Annotated in this window: 14 protein-coding genes; 6 read left to right on the top strand and 8 right to left on the bottom strand. The window is 71.4% G+C overall.

What is annotated here, in order from left to right; translation table 11 throughout:
• The first annotated feature begins 23 nt into the window (after positions 1–23).
• The 3 genes from lspA to IE096_RS24390 all read left to right on the top strand — a co-directional run bounded on the left by lspA (position 24) and on the right by IE096_RS24390 (position 3,316).
• Positions 24–590 carry a signal peptidase II gene (gene lspA / locus IE096_RS24400; RefSeq protein ID WP_189455205.1) on the top strand — a complete coding sequence of 189 codons (567 nt, stop codon included), beginning with the start codon at positions 24–26 and terminating at the stop codon, positions 588–590.
• Positions 591–638: 48 nt separating this feature from the next.
• Entirely contained in the window at positions 639–1,580 is a 942-nt protein-coding gene (locus IE096_RS24395; RefSeq protein ID WP_189455202.1) for an RluA family pseudouridine synthase, read from the top strand.
• A gap of 143 nt (positions 1,581–1,723) precedes the next feature.
• Positions 1,724–3,316: a Na+/H+ antiporter gene (locus tag IE096_RS24390; protein WP_189455200.1), complete on the top strand. Its 1,593-nt coding sequence runs from the start codon at positions 1,724–1,726 to the stop codon at positions 3,314–3,316.
• 9 nt (positions 3,317–3,325) lie between these two features.
• On the opposite strand, the gene IE096_RS24385 is transcribed toward IE096_RS24390, so the two are convergent.
• Positions 3,326–4,429, bottom strand: a complete 1,104-nt coding sequence (locus IE096_RS24385) for a mechanosensitive ion channel family protein (RefSeq protein ID WP_189455198.1) — start codon at positions 4,427–4,429, stop codon at positions 3,326–3,328.
• A gap of 81 nt (positions 4,430–4,510) precedes the next feature.
• Between IE096_RS24385 and IE096_RS24380 the strand changes: the two genes are divergently transcribed.
• Positions 4,511–5,098, top strand: a complete 588-nt coding sequence (locus IE096_RS24380) for a dienelactone hydrolase family protein (RefSeq protein WP_189455196.1) — start codon at positions 4,511–4,513, stop codon at positions 5,096–5,098.
• Between the two features lie 52 nt (positions 5,099–5,150).
• On the opposite strand, the gene IE096_RS24375 is transcribed toward IE096_RS24380, so the two are convergent.
• The 6 genes from IE096_RS24375 to IE096_RS24350 all read right to left on the bottom strand — a co-directional run bounded on the left by IE096_RS24375 (position 5,151) and on the right by IE096_RS24350 (position 11,487).
• Positions 5,151–6,803 (bottom strand): alkaline phosphatase D family protein, encoded by a 1,653-nt coding sequence (locus tag IE096_RS24375; protein ID WP_189455194.1) that lies wholly within the window; start codon positions 6,801–6,803, stop codon positions 5,151–5,153.
• Between the two features lie 111 nt (positions 6,804–6,914).
• Positions 6,915–7,766 (bottom strand): thioredoxin domain-containing protein, encoded by an 852-nt coding sequence (locus IE096_RS24370; RefSeq protein ID WP_189455192.1) that lies wholly within the window; start codon positions 7,764–7,766, stop codon positions 6,915–6,917.
• A 45-nt stretch (positions 7,767–7,811) separates the two neighbouring features.
• Complete coding sequence (locus IE096_RS24365) at positions 7,812–8,435, bottom strand: hypothetical protein (RefSeq protein WP_229820568.1); 624 nt, start codon at positions 8,433–8,435, stop codon at positions 7,812–7,814.
• 118 nt (positions 8,436–8,553) lie between these two features.
• Entirely contained in the window at positions 8,554–9,384 is an 831-nt protein-coding gene (locus tag IE096_RS24360; protein WP_189455188.1) for a thioredoxin domain-containing protein, read from the bottom strand.
• Between the two features lie 86 nt (positions 9,385–9,470).
• Positions 9,471–10,112, bottom strand: a complete 642-nt coding sequence (locus tag IE096_RS24355) for a hypothetical protein (RefSeq protein WP_189455186.1) — start codon at positions 10,110–10,112, stop codon at positions 9,471–9,473.
• Between the two features lie 37 nt (positions 10,113–10,149).
• Positions 10,150–11,487, bottom strand: coding sequence for a DUF2252 domain-containing protein (locus IE096_RS24350; RefSeq protein ID WP_189455184.1), 1,338 nt, complete (start codon positions 11,485–11,487; stop codon positions 10,150–10,152).
• A gap of 157 nt (positions 11,488–11,644) precedes the next feature.
• On the opposite strand from IE096_RS24350, the gene dnaE reads away from it, so the two are divergent.
• Entirely contained in the window at positions 11,645–15,184 is a 3,540-nt protein-coding gene (dnaE, locus tag IE096_RS24345; RefSeq protein WP_189455182.1) for a DNA polymerase III subunit alpha, read from the top strand.
• A gap of 71 nt (positions 15,185–15,255) precedes the next feature.
• Here the strand turns inward: dnaE and IE096_RS24340 are convergent, their stop codons facing one another.
• Complete coding sequence (locus IE096_RS24340) at positions 15,256–15,429, bottom strand: hypothetical protein (RefSeq protein ID WP_189455180.1); 174 nt, start codon at positions 15,427–15,429, stop codon at positions 15,256–15,258.
• A gap of 270 nt (positions 15,430–15,699) precedes the next feature.
• Here IE096_RS24340 and IE096_RS24335 point away from each other — a divergent pair, with 270 nt between their 5' ends.
• Entirely contained in the window at positions 15,700–17,022 is a 1,323-nt protein-coding gene (locus IE096_RS24335; protein WP_189455178.1) for an NYN domain-containing protein, read from the top strand.
• The last annotated feature ends 84 nt before the right edge of the window (positions 17,023–17,106 follow it).

Genomic DNA, 17,106 nt, shown 5'->3' with positions numbered 1-17,106 from the left:
AGGGACGACATCCAGGGACTCACGTGACTGAGGCGGAACAGGCCGGACGGCCCACCGAGCCCACCGGGGCGACGGCGACGGCCGGTGAAGGGAGCGCGCCCAAGGGCCCGCGGCGCATCGGGACGCTGCTGGCCGTGGCCGCCTTCGCGTACCTCCTCGACCTGGGCAGCAAGCTCCTCGTGGTCGCCCAGCTGGAGCACCACGACCCCATCCAGGTGTTCGGCAGCTGGCTCCAGTTCGAGGTGATCCGCAACCGGGGCGCGGCCTTCGGCATCGGCGAGGCGATGACGATCGTCTTCACGGTCATCGCCGCCGCCGTGATCGTGGCGATCGCCCGGATCGCCCGCAAGCTCCACAGCATGCCGTGGGCGATCGCGCTCGGCCTGCTGCTGGGCGGCGCCTTCGGCAACCTCACCGACCGGCTGTTCCGCTCGCCCGGCGGCTTCCAGGGCGGCGTGGTGGACTTCATCGCGCCCGCCCACTTCGCGGTCTTCAACCTCGCCGACTCCGCGATCGTCTGCGGCGGCTTCCTGATCGTGATCCTCTCCTTCCGGGGCCTGGACCCGGACGGCACCGTCCACGAGGACTGAGCCGAGGCCCGGGGCGGGGTCGCCGCGTCCGTCCGTCATACTCGACGGGTGAGCACCATTCCCGAGATCCGCGCCCTCCCCGTTCCCGACGGCCTTGAGGGCGAGCGCGTCGACGCCGCGATCGCCCGCATGTTCGGTTTCTCCCGCACCAAGGCCGCCGAGCTGGCTGCCGCGGGCAAGGTCCAGCTCGACGGGGCCGCGGCCGGGAAATCCGACCGGGTGACCGGCGGCGCCTGGCTCGAGGTCGAGATGCCCGCGGCGCCCGCGCCGGTGCAGATCGTCGCCGAGCCCGTCGAGGGCATGGAGATCATCCATGACGACGACGACATCGTCGTGATCGTCAAGCCGGTGGGCGTGGCCGCGCACCCCAGCCCCGGCTGGACGGGCCCCACCGTGATCGGCGGCCTCGCCGCGGCGGGCTACCGCATCTCCACCTCGGGCGCCGCCGAGCGCCAGGGCATCGTCCACCGCCTGGACGTCGGCACCTCGGGCCTGATGGTCGTCGCCAAGTCCGAGCGCGCCTACTCCCACCTCAAGCACCAGTTCCGCGAGCGGATCACCGACAAGCGCTACCACGCGCTGGTCCAGGGCCACCCGGACCCGATGAGCGGCACCATCGACGCCCCCATCGGCCGGCACCCCAACCACGACTACAAGTGGGCCGTCATCGCCGACGGCAAGGCGTCCGTGACCCACTACGACCTCATCGAGGCGTTCCGGGCCGCCAGCCTCCTCGACATCAAGCTGGAGACGGGCCGCACCCACCAGATCCGCGTCCACATGTCCGCCCACCGGCACCCCTGCGTCGGTGACATGACCTACGGCGCCGACCCCACCCTCGCCAAGCGGCTGAAGCTCACCCGCCAGTGGCTGCACGCCGTGCGCCTCGGCTTCGAGCACCCCTCGGACGGCCGCTGGGTCGAGTTCGAGAGCGAGTACCCGGAGGACCTGCGGTACGCCCTGGACAGGGTGCGCGCCGAGAGCGCGTAGCCGCCCGGCCCGGAGAACGCCCCGGGGAACGCCCCGGAAGGCGGGCGGGAGAACGCCCCGGAGGGCGGGCCGGAGGCGGGTGAGGCAGGCTGGGGGAACGGCCCCGGCAGTCACACCCGCACCGACCCGCCCGGAGGGAATCCGTGGACCAGCTCGCCCTGCTGTTCGTCCTACTGCTGGGAGCGCTGGTCACCGTGCCGCTGGGCGACCGGCTCGGGCTGCCGTCCCCGGTGCTGATGACCCTCGGCGGGATCGTCCTGGCACTGCTGCCGTTCGTGCCGAACATCGACATCGCGCCGGAGTTCATCCTCCCGCTGGTCCTGCCGCCCCTGCTCTACGCCTCCGCCCAGCGCACCTCCTGGCGGCAGTTCGCCGCGAACCGGCGGCCGATCTTCCTGCTCGCCGTCGCGCTGGTCTTCGTGACCACCGCCGTCGTCGCGGCCGTCGCCAACGCGATCGTGCCGGGGATCTCGCTGGCCGCGGCCGTGGCGCTGGGCGCGCTCGTCGCCCCGCCCGACCCGGTGGCCGCCACCGCCGTCGCGGGCTCCCTGGGGCTGCCCCGCCGCCTCGTCTCCATCCTGGAGGGGGAGGGGCTCTTCAACGACGTCACCGCCATCGTGCTCTACCACGTGGCCGTCGCGGCCGCCGTCAGCGGCAGCTTCTCGCTGCCGAGGGCGGCCGGCGAGCTGGTGTTCTCCGCCGTGGTGGCCGTGGGCGTCGGCCTGGCCCTCGGCTGGATCGCCAAGCGGCTGATGGACGTCCTCGGCGACCCCACGCTCCAGATCGGGCTCACCCTGCTGGTGCCGTTCGTCTCCTACGTCCTCGCCGAGGAGTTCAAGGGCTCCGGGGTGCTCGCGGTGCTGACCACCGCGCTGTTCCTCGCCGAGTTCGCGAGCGACGCCGACGACGTCCTGGGGCGGCTGGCCGGGCACACCTTCTGGGAGATCGTCGACACCCTCGTCACCGGTGTCGCCTTCGGCCTCGTCGGCCTCGAACTGCACAACGCCCTCAGCACCGCGTCCGGCCGCTGGGGCGAGATGCTCGGCATCGGCGGCGTCGTCATCGCCGTCGTGGTGGGCGTCCGCCTGGCGTGGCTGCTGCCCGCCGCCTGGCTGGCCAAGCGGCTCCACAAGGGCCGCGACATCGACGAGGAGATCCTCACCAGCTGGCGGGAGACCATCATCATGTGGTGGTCCGGGATGCGGGGCGTGGCCTCCGTGGCGCTCGCCCTGGCCATCCCGCTGACCACGGACGACAAGTCGCCCTTCCCCGCCCGCGGCGAGATCCTCTTCATCGCCTTCGCCGTCATCATCTCCACCCTCGTCGTCCAGGGCCTGACGCTGCCCCGGCTCGTCAGGCTGCTCGGCGTGCGCGCCGACTCCGACTGGACCCGGGAGCTGGAGCGCCAGCTGGCCATCCGCGCCGCCAAGGCCGCCAAGCACCGGCTGCTGGAGATCGAAGAACAGGAGGAGCTCCCCGAGGACCTGGTCGAGATGCTCCACCGGCGCGCCTACGACATCGGCGCCCGCATCAGCCCGGAGATGGTCGACGAGGAACGGCGCGAGGCCCACGTCCAGCGCGTCCAGCGGCTGCGCACCATCCAGACCATCCACGCCGAGCTGCTCTCGGCCGCCCGGCACGCGGTCCTCGACGCGCGCAGCGAGCCGTGGATGGACCCGGAGGTGGTGGACCGGGTGCTGCGGCAGCTGGACATGCGCAGCCTGCGCGGGGCGTGAACAGGGGGCTCATGTCGTCCCCGGCCCCGGCCCGATGTCCCCCGAGGTGGGCGGGGCCTGCCGGCGGTCCGGCGCCTCCTCCAGCCCGGGTGCCGGAGCGGTGTTGATCCGCGGCAGCGCGTACGGGTGCTCCCGGCGCAGCCAGGCGACCAGGGCCTCGCGGACCACGCAGCGCAGCGTCCAGATGTCGTCGGGGTCCTTGGCCGTGACCAGCGCCCGCACCTGGATGGTGGAGGGCGTGGTGTCGGTGACGACCAGGCTCCAGCCGCGCCCGTCCCACTCCGGGCACTCCTTGAGCACCTCGTGCAGCCGCTCGCGGAGCAGGTCGATGGGGGCCGTGTGGTCCAGATGGAGGAAAACGGTGCCGGTCATCCGGGGATTGCTCCGCGACCAGTTCTCGAACGGCCTGCTGGTGAAGTACGACACCGGCATGGTGATGCGCCGCTCGTCCCAGGTCGTCACCACCAGATAGGTGAGGGTGATCTCCTCGACGGTGCCCCACTGGCCTTCGACCACGACCGCGTCGCCGATGCGCACCATGTCGCCGAAGGCGATCTGGAGCCCGGCGAAGATATTGCCCAGCGTCGACTGGGCGGCTATGCCCGCGACGATGCCGATCACACCGGCCGAGGCCAGCAGGGACGCCCCCGCCGCCCGCATCGCGGGGAACGTCAGCAGCATCGACGCCACCGCCACGACGGAGACGGCCGCCGTGACGACCCGCTGGATCAGTGTCACCTGCGTCCGTACCCGGCGCACCCGGGCGGGGTCCTGCGCGCCCGCGGCGTAGCGCGCGTAGCCGGACTCCACGACGGCGGTCGCCACCCGCACCGCCAGCCAGGCGCACGCCGCGATCAGCACCAGCGTCAGCACCTGCCCGACCGCGTCCCGGGAGCCCTTCGGCAGCTCCGCCGAGGGATAGCCGGCGCGCAGCAGCGCGGTGCACAGCACCAGCCGCAACGGCATCCTGCACCGCTCCAGCAGCCCCCACAACGGCGTCTCGGGATGCAGCGCCCCCACGCGGCGCACCGCCTGGTCGGCCGCCCACCCCGCGATGAAGGTGATCAGGACGGCCCCGCCGAGAACCGCGAGGGGACGCAGTATGTGCTCCATGGGCAGCACCTCCGCTCCTTCGAACGTAACTGGCTGGCACGATGGGGGCACGTGATTCATGCCGTAAGGAAGTGACCTCCAGTGACGTCCCCTACCACGATTGTTCTATTCCATTCCGCATACGGCCTGCGGCCGGCCGTCCACGCCGCCGCCGACCGCCTGCGAGCCGCCGGGCACGAGGTGCACGTGCCCGACCTGTACGAGGGACGTACCGTGGAGACCGTCGAGGACGGCATGGCCATCAAGGACGAGATCGGCCGCGAGGAACTCCTGCGGCGCGCGGTGACGGCGGTGGCACCGCTGTCGGACCGGGGCCTGGTCTACGCGGGCTTCTCCCTCGGCGGCTCCATCGCCCAGAACCTGGCCCTGGCCGACGAGAAGGCCCGTGGCCTGCTCCTCCTCCACGGCACGTCGGACCTCCCGGAGGACGCTTCCGTGGACGACCTGCCGGTCCAGCTCCACGTCGCGGACCCGGACCCGTTCGAGCCGCACGACTGGCTGAACGCCTGGTACCTGCGCATGGGCCGCGCCGGCGCGGACGTGGAGGTCCACCGCTACGCCGGCGCCGGCCACCTCTTCACGGACCCGGACCTGGACGACTACGACGCGGAGGCGGCGGAGACGGCGTGGCGCGTGGCCCTGGCGTTCCTGGAGGACGTGGCGGCGTAGCCGCCCGCGAGCGGCCCCCGCGCGGGCGGGGGCCGCTCACGCCCGGCGAACCTCAGCGCACCGGCGCGTCCACCCGCTCGATCCGCTGCGACCCCGAGCGCGTCGCGTACGACCGGGCCCACGACGCCGTCGCCTTCGCGTCGCGCTTGTCCGACAGGACGTAGTAGTCCATCTGCGCGCGGTCGGCCGTGACGTCGAGGACGCCGTAGCCGTGGCCGTCCATGTCGAGCCACTTCACGTGGCGGTTGGACGTCTTGATGGCGGCCGCCGCCGGTACGGAGAGCGTGTGGGGCGCCACGTGGAGCAGGTCGTCGAGGTTGTCGGAGGACACCGACGTGACGACGAACTCCGTGGCGACGGACGACGACAGCGGGTAGGTCGCGGCCCGCTTGGGGACGTCGTTGGCCCAGGCCATGTGGATGTCGCCGGTGAGGAAGACCGTGTTGCGGATGGAGCGTCGCTCCAGGTGGTCGATGAGTTCGCGGCGGTCCTCGGTGTAGCCGTCCCACTGGTCGGTGTTGACGGCGATGCCGCCCGCCGGGAGGCCCAGGAGTTTGGCGATGGGCTCCAGGAGGTGGGCGGGGAGGGCGCCGAAGGCGACCGGGGAGATCATGACGGGGTTGCCGACGAGGCGCCACGTGGTGTCGGAGCTCGCCAGGCCCTCCTTGAGCCAGTCGAGCTGGGCGCGGCCGGTGATGGTGCGGCCGGGTTCGTCGACCTTGCCGCTGCCGGGCTTGACCTGCTGGGAGCGGAAGGATCTCAGGTCCAGCAGGTGGAGGTCGGCGAGCTTGCCGAAGCGCAGCCGGCGGTAGGTGGTGCCCTCGACGGAGGGGCGTACGGGCATCCACTCGAAGTACGCCTGCTTCGCCGCGGCGACGCGGTCCGTCCACGCGCCCTCGGCGCCGGGGGTGTGGTTCTCGGCGCCGCCGGACCAGGCGTCGTTGGCGAACTCGTGGTCGTCCCAGATGGCCACCATCGGGTGGGCGTGGTGGACGGCCTGGAGGTCGGGGTCGGTCTTGTACTGGCCGTGGCGGGTGCGGTAGTCGGCCAGGGTGATGATCTCGTGGGTGGGGGCGTGGGGGCGGACCACGTACTTGGGCGTGGGGTATTCGCCGGTGCCGTACTCGTAGATGTAGTCGCCGAGGTGGAAGACCGCGTCCAGGTCCTTGCGGCCGGCGAGGTGGCGGTAGGTGGAGAAGTGGCCGGACTCCCAGTTGGAGCAGGACACCACGCCGAAGCGCAGCCCGGCCGTGGCCGCGTCGTGGGCGGGGGCGGTGCGGGTGCGGGCGGTGGGGGAGACGGCGTCCCCGGCGGTGAACCGGTAGAAGTAGCCGGTGGCCGGGCGCAGTCCGCGGACGTCCGCCTTGACGGTGTGGTCGTGGGCGGCGGTCGCGGTGACGGTGCCCCGGGCGACGACGCGGGTGAAGCCGGCGTCCTCGGCGACCTGCCAGGCGACGTCCACGGCCGGGCCGCGCCCGGAGCCCGGCACGGCGTCCGGGACGGGCGTGACGCGGGTCCAGAGCAGGATGCCGTCGGGCAGCGGGTCGCCGGAGGCGACGCCGTGGAGGAAGGCCGGGCGGGGCGCTCCCGGCGGGTCCGAGTCGGCGAGGGCCGCCGGGGCCGTGGCCAGCGGGAGCAGGGCGGCGGTCGTGGTGGCGGCGACGGCCGTGACGGCGGTGCGGCGGGATATGTGGTGGGATGTCACGGGCCGTCACTTTACTGCCCGGTAGAACCAGCGGTAAGTCCTGCGACAGGGGCTTCGGCGGACGATCACCGAGTGTTCGTCCGCCCGTCGCCTACCGCCGGTAGCCCGACGTCACTTCACGAGCGCCCCGTCGACCAGCGACGTGAACGTCTTCGGGTCCTGCGGCGCCTGGCCGCGCTGGTCGCCCAGCACCTTGCCGTTGAGCTTCAGCCCCGGCGTGCCCTGGATGGGCTTGTTCGGGCCGACCTGCTTGTCGAAGGCGGCGGACATCTCCAGCGCCCACTTGTCGAAGGTGCCGTCCTTGACGCTCTTCTCGAAGGCGGCGTTGCCCTTGAGCGCGGGCACCTCCTGGGCGACGGAGATCAGCTTGCCGTCGTCGGAGAAGGCGTCGTCCCGCTCGTCGGGGTGGTTCTTGGCCGAGTAGAGCGCCTTCTTGTACTCCAGGAACGCCTCCGGGCTCACATCGAGCGCCGCGCCCAGCGCGCTCAGCGCGTTCTTCGAGCCCGAACCCTTGATCATCGGGTTGCGGTCGAGGAAGGTGCCCACCTCGAACCGGGCCTTGTACTTGCCGTCCTTGATGTCCTTCTGGATGGTCTCGCCGACGGCCTGCTCGAAGCCGGAGCAGACCGGGCAGCGCATGTCCTCGAAGACCTCCAGGGTGTTCTTCGCGTCCTGCTTGCCGATGACGACCACCGTGCCCTTGTCGCCGGTGGTGTTGGCGGGCTGTTTGAACCCCCGGTCCTTGGCGGCGGTCTCCCAGTCCTCGCTGCTGACCTTGGTGTTCTTGCCGCCGTCGGTGGCCTTGGAGACGGCCACGCCGATGCCGCCCGCCGCCGCGAGCACGGCGACGATCGCGCCGCCGATGAGGAGCTGACGACGGGTCTTGTCGCGCTTCGCCTGCTTCTCGCGCTCGGCGCGCAGGCGTTCGCGGGCGGCGGCCTTGTTCTGCGGGGTGTTGCTCATGACTCAGCTCCGTGGTGGAAGAAGGTACGGGTGCGGGACCGGTGCTCAGGCGGATGCCATGAGCGGCGGCGGTCCCCGCCGTACGACGGAGTGGACGAGCTGGGGGAGCGTCCGGGCGGCCAGGGTGTCGCGGACGGGCCGGACGGGCGCGGCGCCGGCGGGGCCGTACGACCGGAGCGCGGTGCCCGGCAGGAGGGGGTGGAAGGCGAGCGCGGCCAGCGCGCGCAGCAGCCGGGCCACGGCCACCTCGCCGCGCCGCAGCCAGCCGGCCGCGATCAGTCCGACCGTGACGTGCGCGGCGAGCAGCAGCCAGGGCGTCGCGGAATCCGTGACGGCCGGTCCGCCGGCCAGCGGTGAGCCGAACTCGCCGCCCCGGCAGACCAGATCGACGCCCATCGAGTGGAGGGGGCCCGCGACCGGGCCGCCGGCCTGGCCGTAACAGGCGTGCTGGCCGGTGGTGAAGACGGTGTCGGCGGCCAGTTCCAGCGGGACCAGCAGGGCGGCTATCGGCCAGAAGCCGCGCTCGCGGCCGGCCAGCGCGTAGGCGACGGCGAAGAAGACGGCCGCCAGTACGGCGACCGTGGACAGCGGCAACGGGGCGTGCGAGAGCAGCACATGGGCGGCCGCGGACAGCGTGAGGCAGAGCGCGGTGAACAGTCCGGCGCGCATCGCCCTGAGCCGAACGCCCGTCCCCTCCATGAGGGCGAGTGTGCCACGGCCGCCACCGGCCTGTCTGGTCAAGATTCGGCATCGGTGAGGGGCGGGCCGGGCCCGCCCCTCGGGGGCGTTACTTCAGCTGCGCGGCGACCAGCTCGCTGAACTTGTCGGCCGTGTTCGGGGCGCCCTCGCCGTAGGCGGACTTCACGCTCAGCTTCTTGCCGTCGAGCTTGATCGTGGGGGTGCCGGTGACGTCCTTGTGGCTGTCGAAGGAGTCGGACATCTCCAGGGCCCACTTGTCGTAGGTGCCCTCCTTGACGTCCTTCTCGAAGGCGGCGTTGCCCTTGAGCGCGGGGACCTGCTGGGCGACCTTCAGCAGGACGTCGTCCTTGGCGAAGTCGTCCTTGGTCTCCTCGGGGTGGTTGGCCTTGGCGTAGAGGGCCTTGTTGTAGGCGCTGAAGGCCTCGGTGCCGACGTTCAGCGCGGCGCCGAGGGCGCTGAGCGCGTTCTTCGAGCCGTCGCCGCGGATCTGCGGGTTGCGGTCGAGGAAGGTGCCGATGTGGTACGACACCTTGTACTTGCCGTCCTTGACGTCCTTGTCGATGGTGTCGCCGACGTTCTGCTCGAAGACGGAGCAGATCGGGCAGCGCATGTCCTGGAAGACCTCCAGGGTGTGCTTGGCGTCCTTGTTGCCGACGACGATCTCGGTGCCCTTGTCGCCGCCGGTGTTGGCGGGCTTGACGAGGGTCTTCTTCGCGGCGGCGGTCCAGGCGGAGTCGCTCTTCTTGCCCATCTGCGTCACCGCGACGCCGACGCCGGCGGCTATCGCCAGGACGCCGACGATCGCGCCGCCGACGAGGAGCTGGCGGCGCGTCTTGTCGCGCTTCGCCTGCTTCTCGCGCTCGGCGCGCAGCCGCTCGCGGGCGGACTGCTTGTTCTCCCAGTTGTTGCGCTTGCTCATGGTGGTCTTCTCCGTGGTGCGTGTCGTGGCTGTCGGTCGCGTGCCGCCCGGCCCGCGCGGGCCCGTCCCCGTGGACGGCCCGGCGGTCAGCAGGGCGAGGGCAGTGCGGCCGGCGGGCCGCGCCGTACGACGGAGTGCACCAGGAGGGGGGAGGCGTGCCGGGCGGGGGTCTCGTGGCCGGGCCGCACGCACAGCGCGGGCCCGGAGCCGACGCGCGCGTCCAGCACCGCGGCGGCGAGCCGCAGCGGGCGGAAGGCGACGGCCGCCGTGGCGCGCAGCAGCCCGGCGAGCGCGGCCTCGCCGCGCCGCAGCCAGGCGGCGGCCAGCAGGCCCACGGCGACGTGGCCGGCGAGCAGCAGCCAGGGGGCGGTGCCGGGGGCGGCCCAGCGGGCCAGCGGCCCGCCCATGCCGCCGCTGCACAGCCAGGTCAGCGCCCCGGCGGGGGCGGGGTGGCCGGGGCGGCCGTAGCAGGTGTCCTGCCCGGCGGTGAAGAGCGCCGCGGCGCCCAGCTCCAGCGGGACGAGGAGCGCGGCGATGCGCCCGTAGCCGCGCTCGCGGCCCGCGAGGGCGTAGGCGAGCGCGAAGACGGCGGCGCCGGCCCCGGCGACGGTCGCGAGCGGCAGCGGCTTCCCGGACAGCAGCACGTGCGAGGCCGCGGACAGCAGTACGCACAGCGCCGCGAAGAGCGCCGCGCGCAGTGCCCGCCACCGTGCCGCTGATATGTCCATGAGGGCCGAGTCTGTCATGCCGCGCGATAAACCTCGGCTAAAGCCCCGGAATGCGGCCGTTGCGGAACAGATCGACGAAGATCTGGTGGTCCGCGCGGGCCCGGGCGCCATAGGTGTGGGCGAAGTCCACGAGGAGCTCCGCGAAGCCCTTCTCGTCGGCGGCGATCACGGCGTCGATGGCGCGCTCCGTGGAGAACGGCACCAGCGAGTGACCGCTCTGGTCGTCGGCGGCCGCGTGCATGGCGGCGGTGGCCCGGCCCAGGTCGGCGACGACGGCGGCGATCTCCACCGGGTCGTCGATGTCCGACCAGTCCAGGTCCACGGCGTACGGCGAGACCTCGGCGACGAGCTGGCCGTGGCTGCGGCCGTCCTCCTGGAGCTCGGTCCAGCCCAGCCACGGGTCGGCGTGCGCCTGGAGCGCCCGCTGCGAGATCACCGTGCGGTGGCCCTCGTGCTGGAAGTACTGGCGCACCGCGGGGTCGGTGATGTGCCGGGAGACCGCCGGGGTCTGCGCCTGCTTCATGTAGATGACGACATCGTTCTCCAGGGCGTCGCTGTTGCCCTCCAGGAGGATGTTGTACGAGGGCAGGCCGGCGCTGCCGATGCCGATGCCCCGGCGGCCCACGACGTCCTTGACGCGGTAGGAGTCCGGGCGGGCCAGGCTGGTGTCGGGGAGGGTCTCCAGGTAGCCGTCGAAGGCCGCGAGGATCTTGTACCGGGTGGCGGCGTCCAGCTCGATGGTGCCGCCGCCGGGGAGGAAGCGCCGGTCGAAGTCCCGGATCTCCGTCATCGTGGCGAGCAGCCCGAAGCGGGTCAGCGAGCGGGCCTCGCGCAGGGCGCCGAGCAGCGGGCCGTCGGCGGTGTCCAGGGTGAAGGGCGGGATCTCGTCGTCCTTGGCGCCGGTGGCCAGGGCGTGGATCCGCTCGCGGTAGGCGGCGGCGTAGATCCGCACCAGCTCGGAGATCTTCTCGTCGCTGAGCGCCTTGGCGTGGCCCAGCAGCGCCACGGAGGCGGCGAAGCGCTTGAGGTCCCAGGTGAAGGGGCCGACGTACGCCTCGTCGAAGTCGTTGACGTTGAAGACGAGGCGGCCGTTGGCGTCCATGTACGTGCCGAAGTTCTCGGCGTGGAGGTCGCCGTGGATCCACACGCGGCCGGTGCGCTCGTCCAGGTAGGGACCGGCGTCGCGCTCGTGCGCCAGGTCGGAGTAGAAGAGGCAGGCGGTGCCCCGGTAGAAGGCGAACGCGGAGGCGGCCATCTTCCGGAACTTCACGCGGAAGGCCGCGGGGTCGGCCGCCAGCAGCTCACCGAAGGCGGTGTCGAAGACGGCGAGGATCTCCTCGCCGCGCCGTGCGGCCCGCTCGTGCTCGGTCGCCATCGCGGGGTCCTCCTGGGGTGGGGCATGGAACGAACGTCAGTGCTGTGGTGCTCAACGCGTGAGGGTACCGGCGCGTGCCCCCGGCTGTCGGTGGGGGCCGGTAACCTTCGAAGTTGTCCCCGCCGACCCGCTGCCCCGCCCCCGGAGGTCGTCCACCGTGGCCAAGACGCCGTTCACGCACCTGCACGTCCACACCCAGTACTCGCTGCTGGACGGTGCCGCGCGGCTCAAGGACATGTTCAATGCCTGCAATGAGATGGGCATGACACACATCGCCATGTCCGACCACGGCAACCTCCACGGCGCCTACGACTTCTTCCACTCCGCCCAGAAGGCCGGGATCACCCCGATCATCGGCATCGAGGCGTACGTGGCCCCCGAGTCCCGGCGCAACAAGCGCAGGATCCAGTGGGGCCAGCCGCACCAGAAGCGGGACGACGTCTCCGGTTCCGGTGGTTACACCCACAAGACGATCTGGGCGGCCAACGCCACCGGTCTGCACAACCTCTTCCGGCTGTCCTCCGACGCCTACGCCGAGGGCTGGCTGACCAAGTGGCCCCGGATGGACAAGGAGACCATCAGCCAGTGGTCCGAGGGGCTGATCGCCTCCACCGGCTGCCCCTCCGGCGAGCTGCAGACCAGGCTGCGCCTCGGCCAGTTCGACGAGGCCCTGAAGTCCGCCTCCGAGTACCAGGACATCTTCGGCAAGGACCGGTACTTCCTGGAGCTGATGGACCACGGCATCGAGATCGAGCGCCGGGTCCGCGACGGACTGCTGGAGATCGGCAAGAAGCTCGGCATCCCGCCGCTGGTCACCAACGACTCGCACTACACCTACGCGCACGAGGCGGCCGCCCACGACGCCCTGCTGTGCATCCAGACCGGCAAGAACCTCTCCGACCCCGACCGCTTCCGCTTCGACGGCTCGGGCTACTACCTGAAGTCCACGGAGGAGATGTACGCCATCGACTCCTCGGACGCCTGGCAGGAGGGGTGCGCCAACACCAAGCTGATCGCCGACCAGATCGACACCGAGGGCATGTTCCAGTTCCGGAACCTGATGCCCAAGTTCGACATCCCCGAGGGCTACACCGAGGTCACCTGGTTCCGCGAGGAGACCATGCGGGGCATGCACCGCCGCTTCCCCGGCGGCATCCCCGAGGACCGCATGAAGCAGGTCGAGTACGAGATGGACACCATCATCTCGATGGGCTTCCCGGGCTACTTCCTCGTGGTCGCCGACTTCATCATGTGGGCCAAGAAGCAGGGCATCGCGGTCGGCCCCGGCCGTGGCTCCGCGGCCGGCTCGATCGTCGCCTACGCCCTCGGCATCACCGACCTCGACCCCATCCCGCACGGCCTGATCTTCGAGCGGTTCCTCAACCCCGAGCGCATCTCGATGCCCGATGTCGACATCGACTTCGACGAGCGCCGGCGCGCCGAGGTGATCCGGTACGTCACCGAGAAGTACGGCTCGGACAAGGTCGCCATGATCGGCACCTACGGCACCATCAAGGCCAAGAACGCCATCAAGGACTCCGCGCGCGTCCTGGGCTACCCCTACGCCATGGGCGACCGCATCACCAAGGCCATGCCCGCCGACGTCCTCGGCAAGGGCATCCCGCTCTCCGGCATCACCGACCCCAAGCACCCGCGCTACAGCGAGGCCGGCGAGGTCCGCGCGATGTACGAGAACGAGCCGGACGTCAAGAAGGTCATCGACACCGCCATGGGCGTCGAGGGCCTGGTCCGGCAGATGGGTGTGCACGCGGCCGGCGTGATCATGTCCAGCGAGACGATCACCGACCACGTGCCCGTCTGGGTCCGGCACTCCGACGGCGTGACCATCACCCAGTGGGACTACCCGAGCTGTGAGGCGCTCGGCCTGCTGAAGATGGACTTCCTCGGCCTGCGCAACCTCACGATCATGGACGACGCCGTCAAGATGGTGAAGGCCAACAAGGGGATCGACATCGACCTCCTGGCCCTGCCGCTCGACGACCCCACGACCTTCGAGCTCCTCCAGCGCGGCGACACCCTCGGCGTCTTCCAGTTCGACGGCGGGCCCATGCGGTCCCTGCTGCGGCTGATGAAGCCCGACAACTTCGAAGACATCTCCGCCGTGTCCGCCCTGTACCGGCCGGGCCCGATGGGCATGAACTCGCACACGAACTACGCGCTGCGAAAGAACGGCCAGCAGGAGATCACCCCGATCCACCCGGAGCTGGAGAAGCCCCTGGAAGAGGTCCTGGCCGTCACCTACGGCCTGATCGTCTACCAGGAGCAGGTGCAGAAGGCCGCCCAGATCATCGCCGGGTACTCGCTCGGCGAGGCCGACATCCTCCGCCGCGTCATGGGCAAGAAGAAGCCCGAGGAGCTGGCGAAGAACTTCACCATCTTCCAGGCCGGCGCCCGGAAGAACGGCTACACCGACGAGGCCATCCAGGCCCTGTGGGACGTGCTGGTCCCCTTCGCCGGCTACGCCTTCAACAAGGCCCACTCCGCCGCGTACGGCCTGGTCTCGTACTGGACGGCCTACCTCAAGGCCAACCACCCCGCCGAGTACATGGCCGCCCTGCTGACCTCGGTCAAGGACGACAAGGACAAGTCCGCGACCTACCTCAACGAGTGCCGCCGCATGGGCATCAAGGTGCTCCCGCCGAACGTCAACGAGTCGGAGTCCAACTTCGCCGCCCAGGGCGACGACGTGATCCTCTTCGGCCTCACCGCCGTGCGCAACGTCGGCGCCAACGTCGTCGACTCGATCATTCGCTGCCGCAAGGCCAAGGGGAAGTACACCTCCTTCCCCGACTTCCTCGACAAGGTCGAGGCCGTCGTCTGCAACAAGCGCACCGTCGAATCGCTGATCAAGGCCGGCGCCTTCGACGAGATGGGGCACACCCGCAAGGGCCTCACCGCGCACTACGAACCGATGATCGACAACGTGGTCGCGGTCAAGCGCAAGGAGGCCGAGGGGCAGTTCGACCTCTTCGGCGGCATGGGCGAGGAGGACAGCGGCGAGCCGGGCTTCGGGCTGGACGTGGAGTTCTCCGACGTCGAGTGGGAGAAGTCCTACCTGCTCGCGCAGGAGCGCGAGATGCTCGGCCTCTACGTCTCCGACCACCCGCTCTTCGGCATCGAGCACGTCCTCAACGACAAGGCCGACGCCTCGATCTCCCAGCTCACCGGCGGAGAGCACGCCGACGGCGCCATCGTCACCATCGGCGGCATCATCTCCGGCCTCCAGCGCAAGATGACCAAGCAGGGCAACGCCTGGGCCATCGCCACCGTCGAGGACCTGGCCGGCTCCATCGACTGCATGTTCTTCCCCGCCACCTACCAGCTGGTCTCCACCCAGCTCGTCGAGGACGCCGTCGTCTTCGTCAAGGGCCGCCTCGACAAGCGCGAGGACATCCCCCGGCTGGTGGCCATGGAGCTGATGGTCCCCGACCTCTCCAACGCCGGTACCAACGCCCCGGTGATCATCTCCATCCCCACGGTCAAGGTCACCCCGCCGCTGGTGGAGCGGCTGGGCCAGGTGCTCAGCCACCACCGGGGCTCCACCGAGGTGCGGATCAAGCTCCAGGGCGCCCGCAAGACGACCGTCCTCCGGCTCGACCGCCACCGGGTGACACCTGATCCGGCACTCTTCGGCGACCTGAAGCAGCTGCTCGGCCCGTCCTGCCTGGCCGGCTGAGCCATTGCGCGCGGATGAGGGGCGCGCCCGCTATCGGCGGGCGCGCCCCTCAAGCGCGTCCAAGCGCCGGTTCAGTTGTGACCGAACCGCTTCTGCTTGTTCTTGCGGGCCAGATCGCCCGGGGTGACCTGCGACGACCGCTGCTGGCTCTGCGCCTCCATCGACGACTTCTGGGCCTCCTGCTGGCCGCGCTCCGCGGCGCTGGTCTTCTGCTGGCTCCGGTCCTGCTTCTTGTTCTTCGCCATGCTGCTGTGCCTCCGGATCGGGGTGACGACCCCCCACGGCTCACCCTTGCACGCCCCCACGAAGGACGCATTTCGGGTCATTACCTTCGGTGACAGGGTTACTTCTCCGCCGCCGCCCGTATCCGCCACGCCGAAGATCCAGTTCGGACTGATAACCCCCGCGCGGTCGGGCAGACTCCTGGCAAACCGAGGAGACCGGGGCACGGCCGTGCCGGGGGACGACCGCACTTCCGAACTCAGACATCTGAACTCACGGAAAGAGGGTGGAACGTGGACCGCTGCGTCGTCCTGGTGGACGCCGGCTATCTGCTGGGCGCCGCCGCGAGCCTGCTGGCGGGGGAGCCCGCCAGGTCGCGCATCACCGTCGACCACGCGACCCTCATCCAGGGGCTGCGCGAGCGCGCCGAAGCCGACACCCAGCGTCCGCTGCTGCGGATCTACTGGTTCGACGGCGCCCCCGACCGGGTGCCCCAGCCCGAGCACCGGCGGCTGCGCGTCATGTCCCGCGTGACGGTCCGGCTGGGCGCCCTGACCCGCAGCGACGGCCGCTGGGCCCAGAAGGGCGTGGACGCGGCCATGCACGCCGAGCTCACCGAGCTCGCCCGCAACCGCGCCTGCTCGGACATCGTGCTCGTCACCGGCGACGGCGACCTCCTGCCCGGCCTGATGTCCGCCAAGGAACACGGCGTCGCCGTCCACCTGTGGGCCGTGCAGGCCGCCGACGGCGACTACAACCAGTCCGAGGACCTCGTCGCCGAGGCCGACGAGCGCCGCGTCCTGGACCGCACCTGGATCACCCGCGCCGTACGGCCCAAGGAGCTCACCGGCCCCTGCGCCCCGCCGCCCGCGCCCCGGCCCGAGATCGCGGCGATCCTCTCCGCGCCCCTGCCCGAGACCGCCGCGGCGGCCGCCGCGGCCGCGGCCGCCTCCGGGCACGGCGGGGAGAACCGCCCGGCCGCCGAGCGCAACGGCACCCGGCCCGCGACGACGGCCCCGGCGGGCGGCAACGACTCCCCCGCCACGCGCGGCGTGCCCACCCCGAAGGACCTCGCCGGTCTGGGGCGCGGCCCGGCGGGCACCCCGGCCCAGCCGGCCGGCGCCGCCGTGCCGGGCTCCGGCCCGTCCCCGGCCAACGGGCAGTCGGGCGCCGGGGTGACGCCCAACGCGACCCTGCGCTGGTCCTCCGACAAGGGCTGGATCGACCGCGGCGGCACGGGCAACGGCCTGGGCGAGTCCCCCGAGACGGCCTCCCTGCCCATGCTCGCCCAGCTGACCAGCGCCGAGCAGCGCTGGGCAGACCGCGAGGAGGACATCACCACCGTCGGCGGCGACCCGTTCGAGGTCGGCCAGGTCTTCGCCCGCCGCTGGGCCGAGCGCCTGACCGACTCCGTCCACCTCCAGCACCTGTCCACCGAATACCCGCGCATCCCCCACCGCATCGACGGCGAGCTCCTGCGCTACGCCGCCCGCTTCGGGCTCCTCGCCCACAAGGACGATCAGATCGACGAGCACGACCGTTACGCGATCCGGGCGGGCTTCTGGCGCGAGATCGACGCCCGGACGGCGGCGGAACACGCGCAGGCGGGGGACTGACCCGGCGGCCGGCGGCGTTCGGCTTTCGCCGGCACCCCAAAGCGAGCCGCGGGCGCCGGGGCGCGTACCCTCATAGCTCGTGAG

Origin of the sequence: Streptomyces abikoensis (genome assembly GCF_014648775.1) — a bacterium.
GTDB classification, from domain to species: domain Bacteria; phylum Actinomycetota; class Actinomycetes; order Streptomycetales; family Streptomycetaceae; genus Streptomyces; species Streptomyces abikoensis.
Note: the sequence above shows the minus strand (reverse complement) of the source record. Positions and strands in the feature narration are given on the sequence as shown.

Bases quoted from the DNA above. Each gene is read 5' to 3' on its own strand.
- IE096_RS24365 (WP_229820568.1), bottom strand. From the start codon at position 8,435: ATGCGCGCCGGACTGTTCACCGCGCTCTGCCTCACGCTGTCCGCGGCC.
- IE096_RS24370 (WP_189455192.1), bottom strand. From the start codon at position 7,766: ATGAGCAACACCCCGCAGAACAAGGCCGCCGCCCGCGAACGCCTGCGC.
- IE096_RS24360 (WP_189455188.1), bottom strand. From the start codon at position 9,384: ATGAGCAAGCGCAACAACTGGGAGAACAAGCAGTCCGCCCGCGAGCGG.
- IE096_RS24340 (WP_189455180.1), bottom strand. From the start codon at position 15,429: ATGGCGAAGAACAAGAAGCAGGACCGGAGCCAGCAGAAGACCAGCGCC.
- IE096_RS24350 (WP_189455184.1), bottom strand. From the start codon at position 11,487: ATGGCGACCGAGCACGAGCGGGCCGCACGGCGCGGCGAGGAGATCCTC.
- IE096_RS24355 (WP_189455186.1), bottom strand. From the start codon at position 10,112: ATGGACATATCAGCGGCACGGTGGCGGGCACTGCGCGCGGCGCTCTTC.
- IE096_RS24385 (WP_189455198.1), bottom strand. From the start codon at position 4,429: ATGGAGCACATACTGCGTCCCCTCGCGGTTCTCGGCGGGGCCGTCCTG.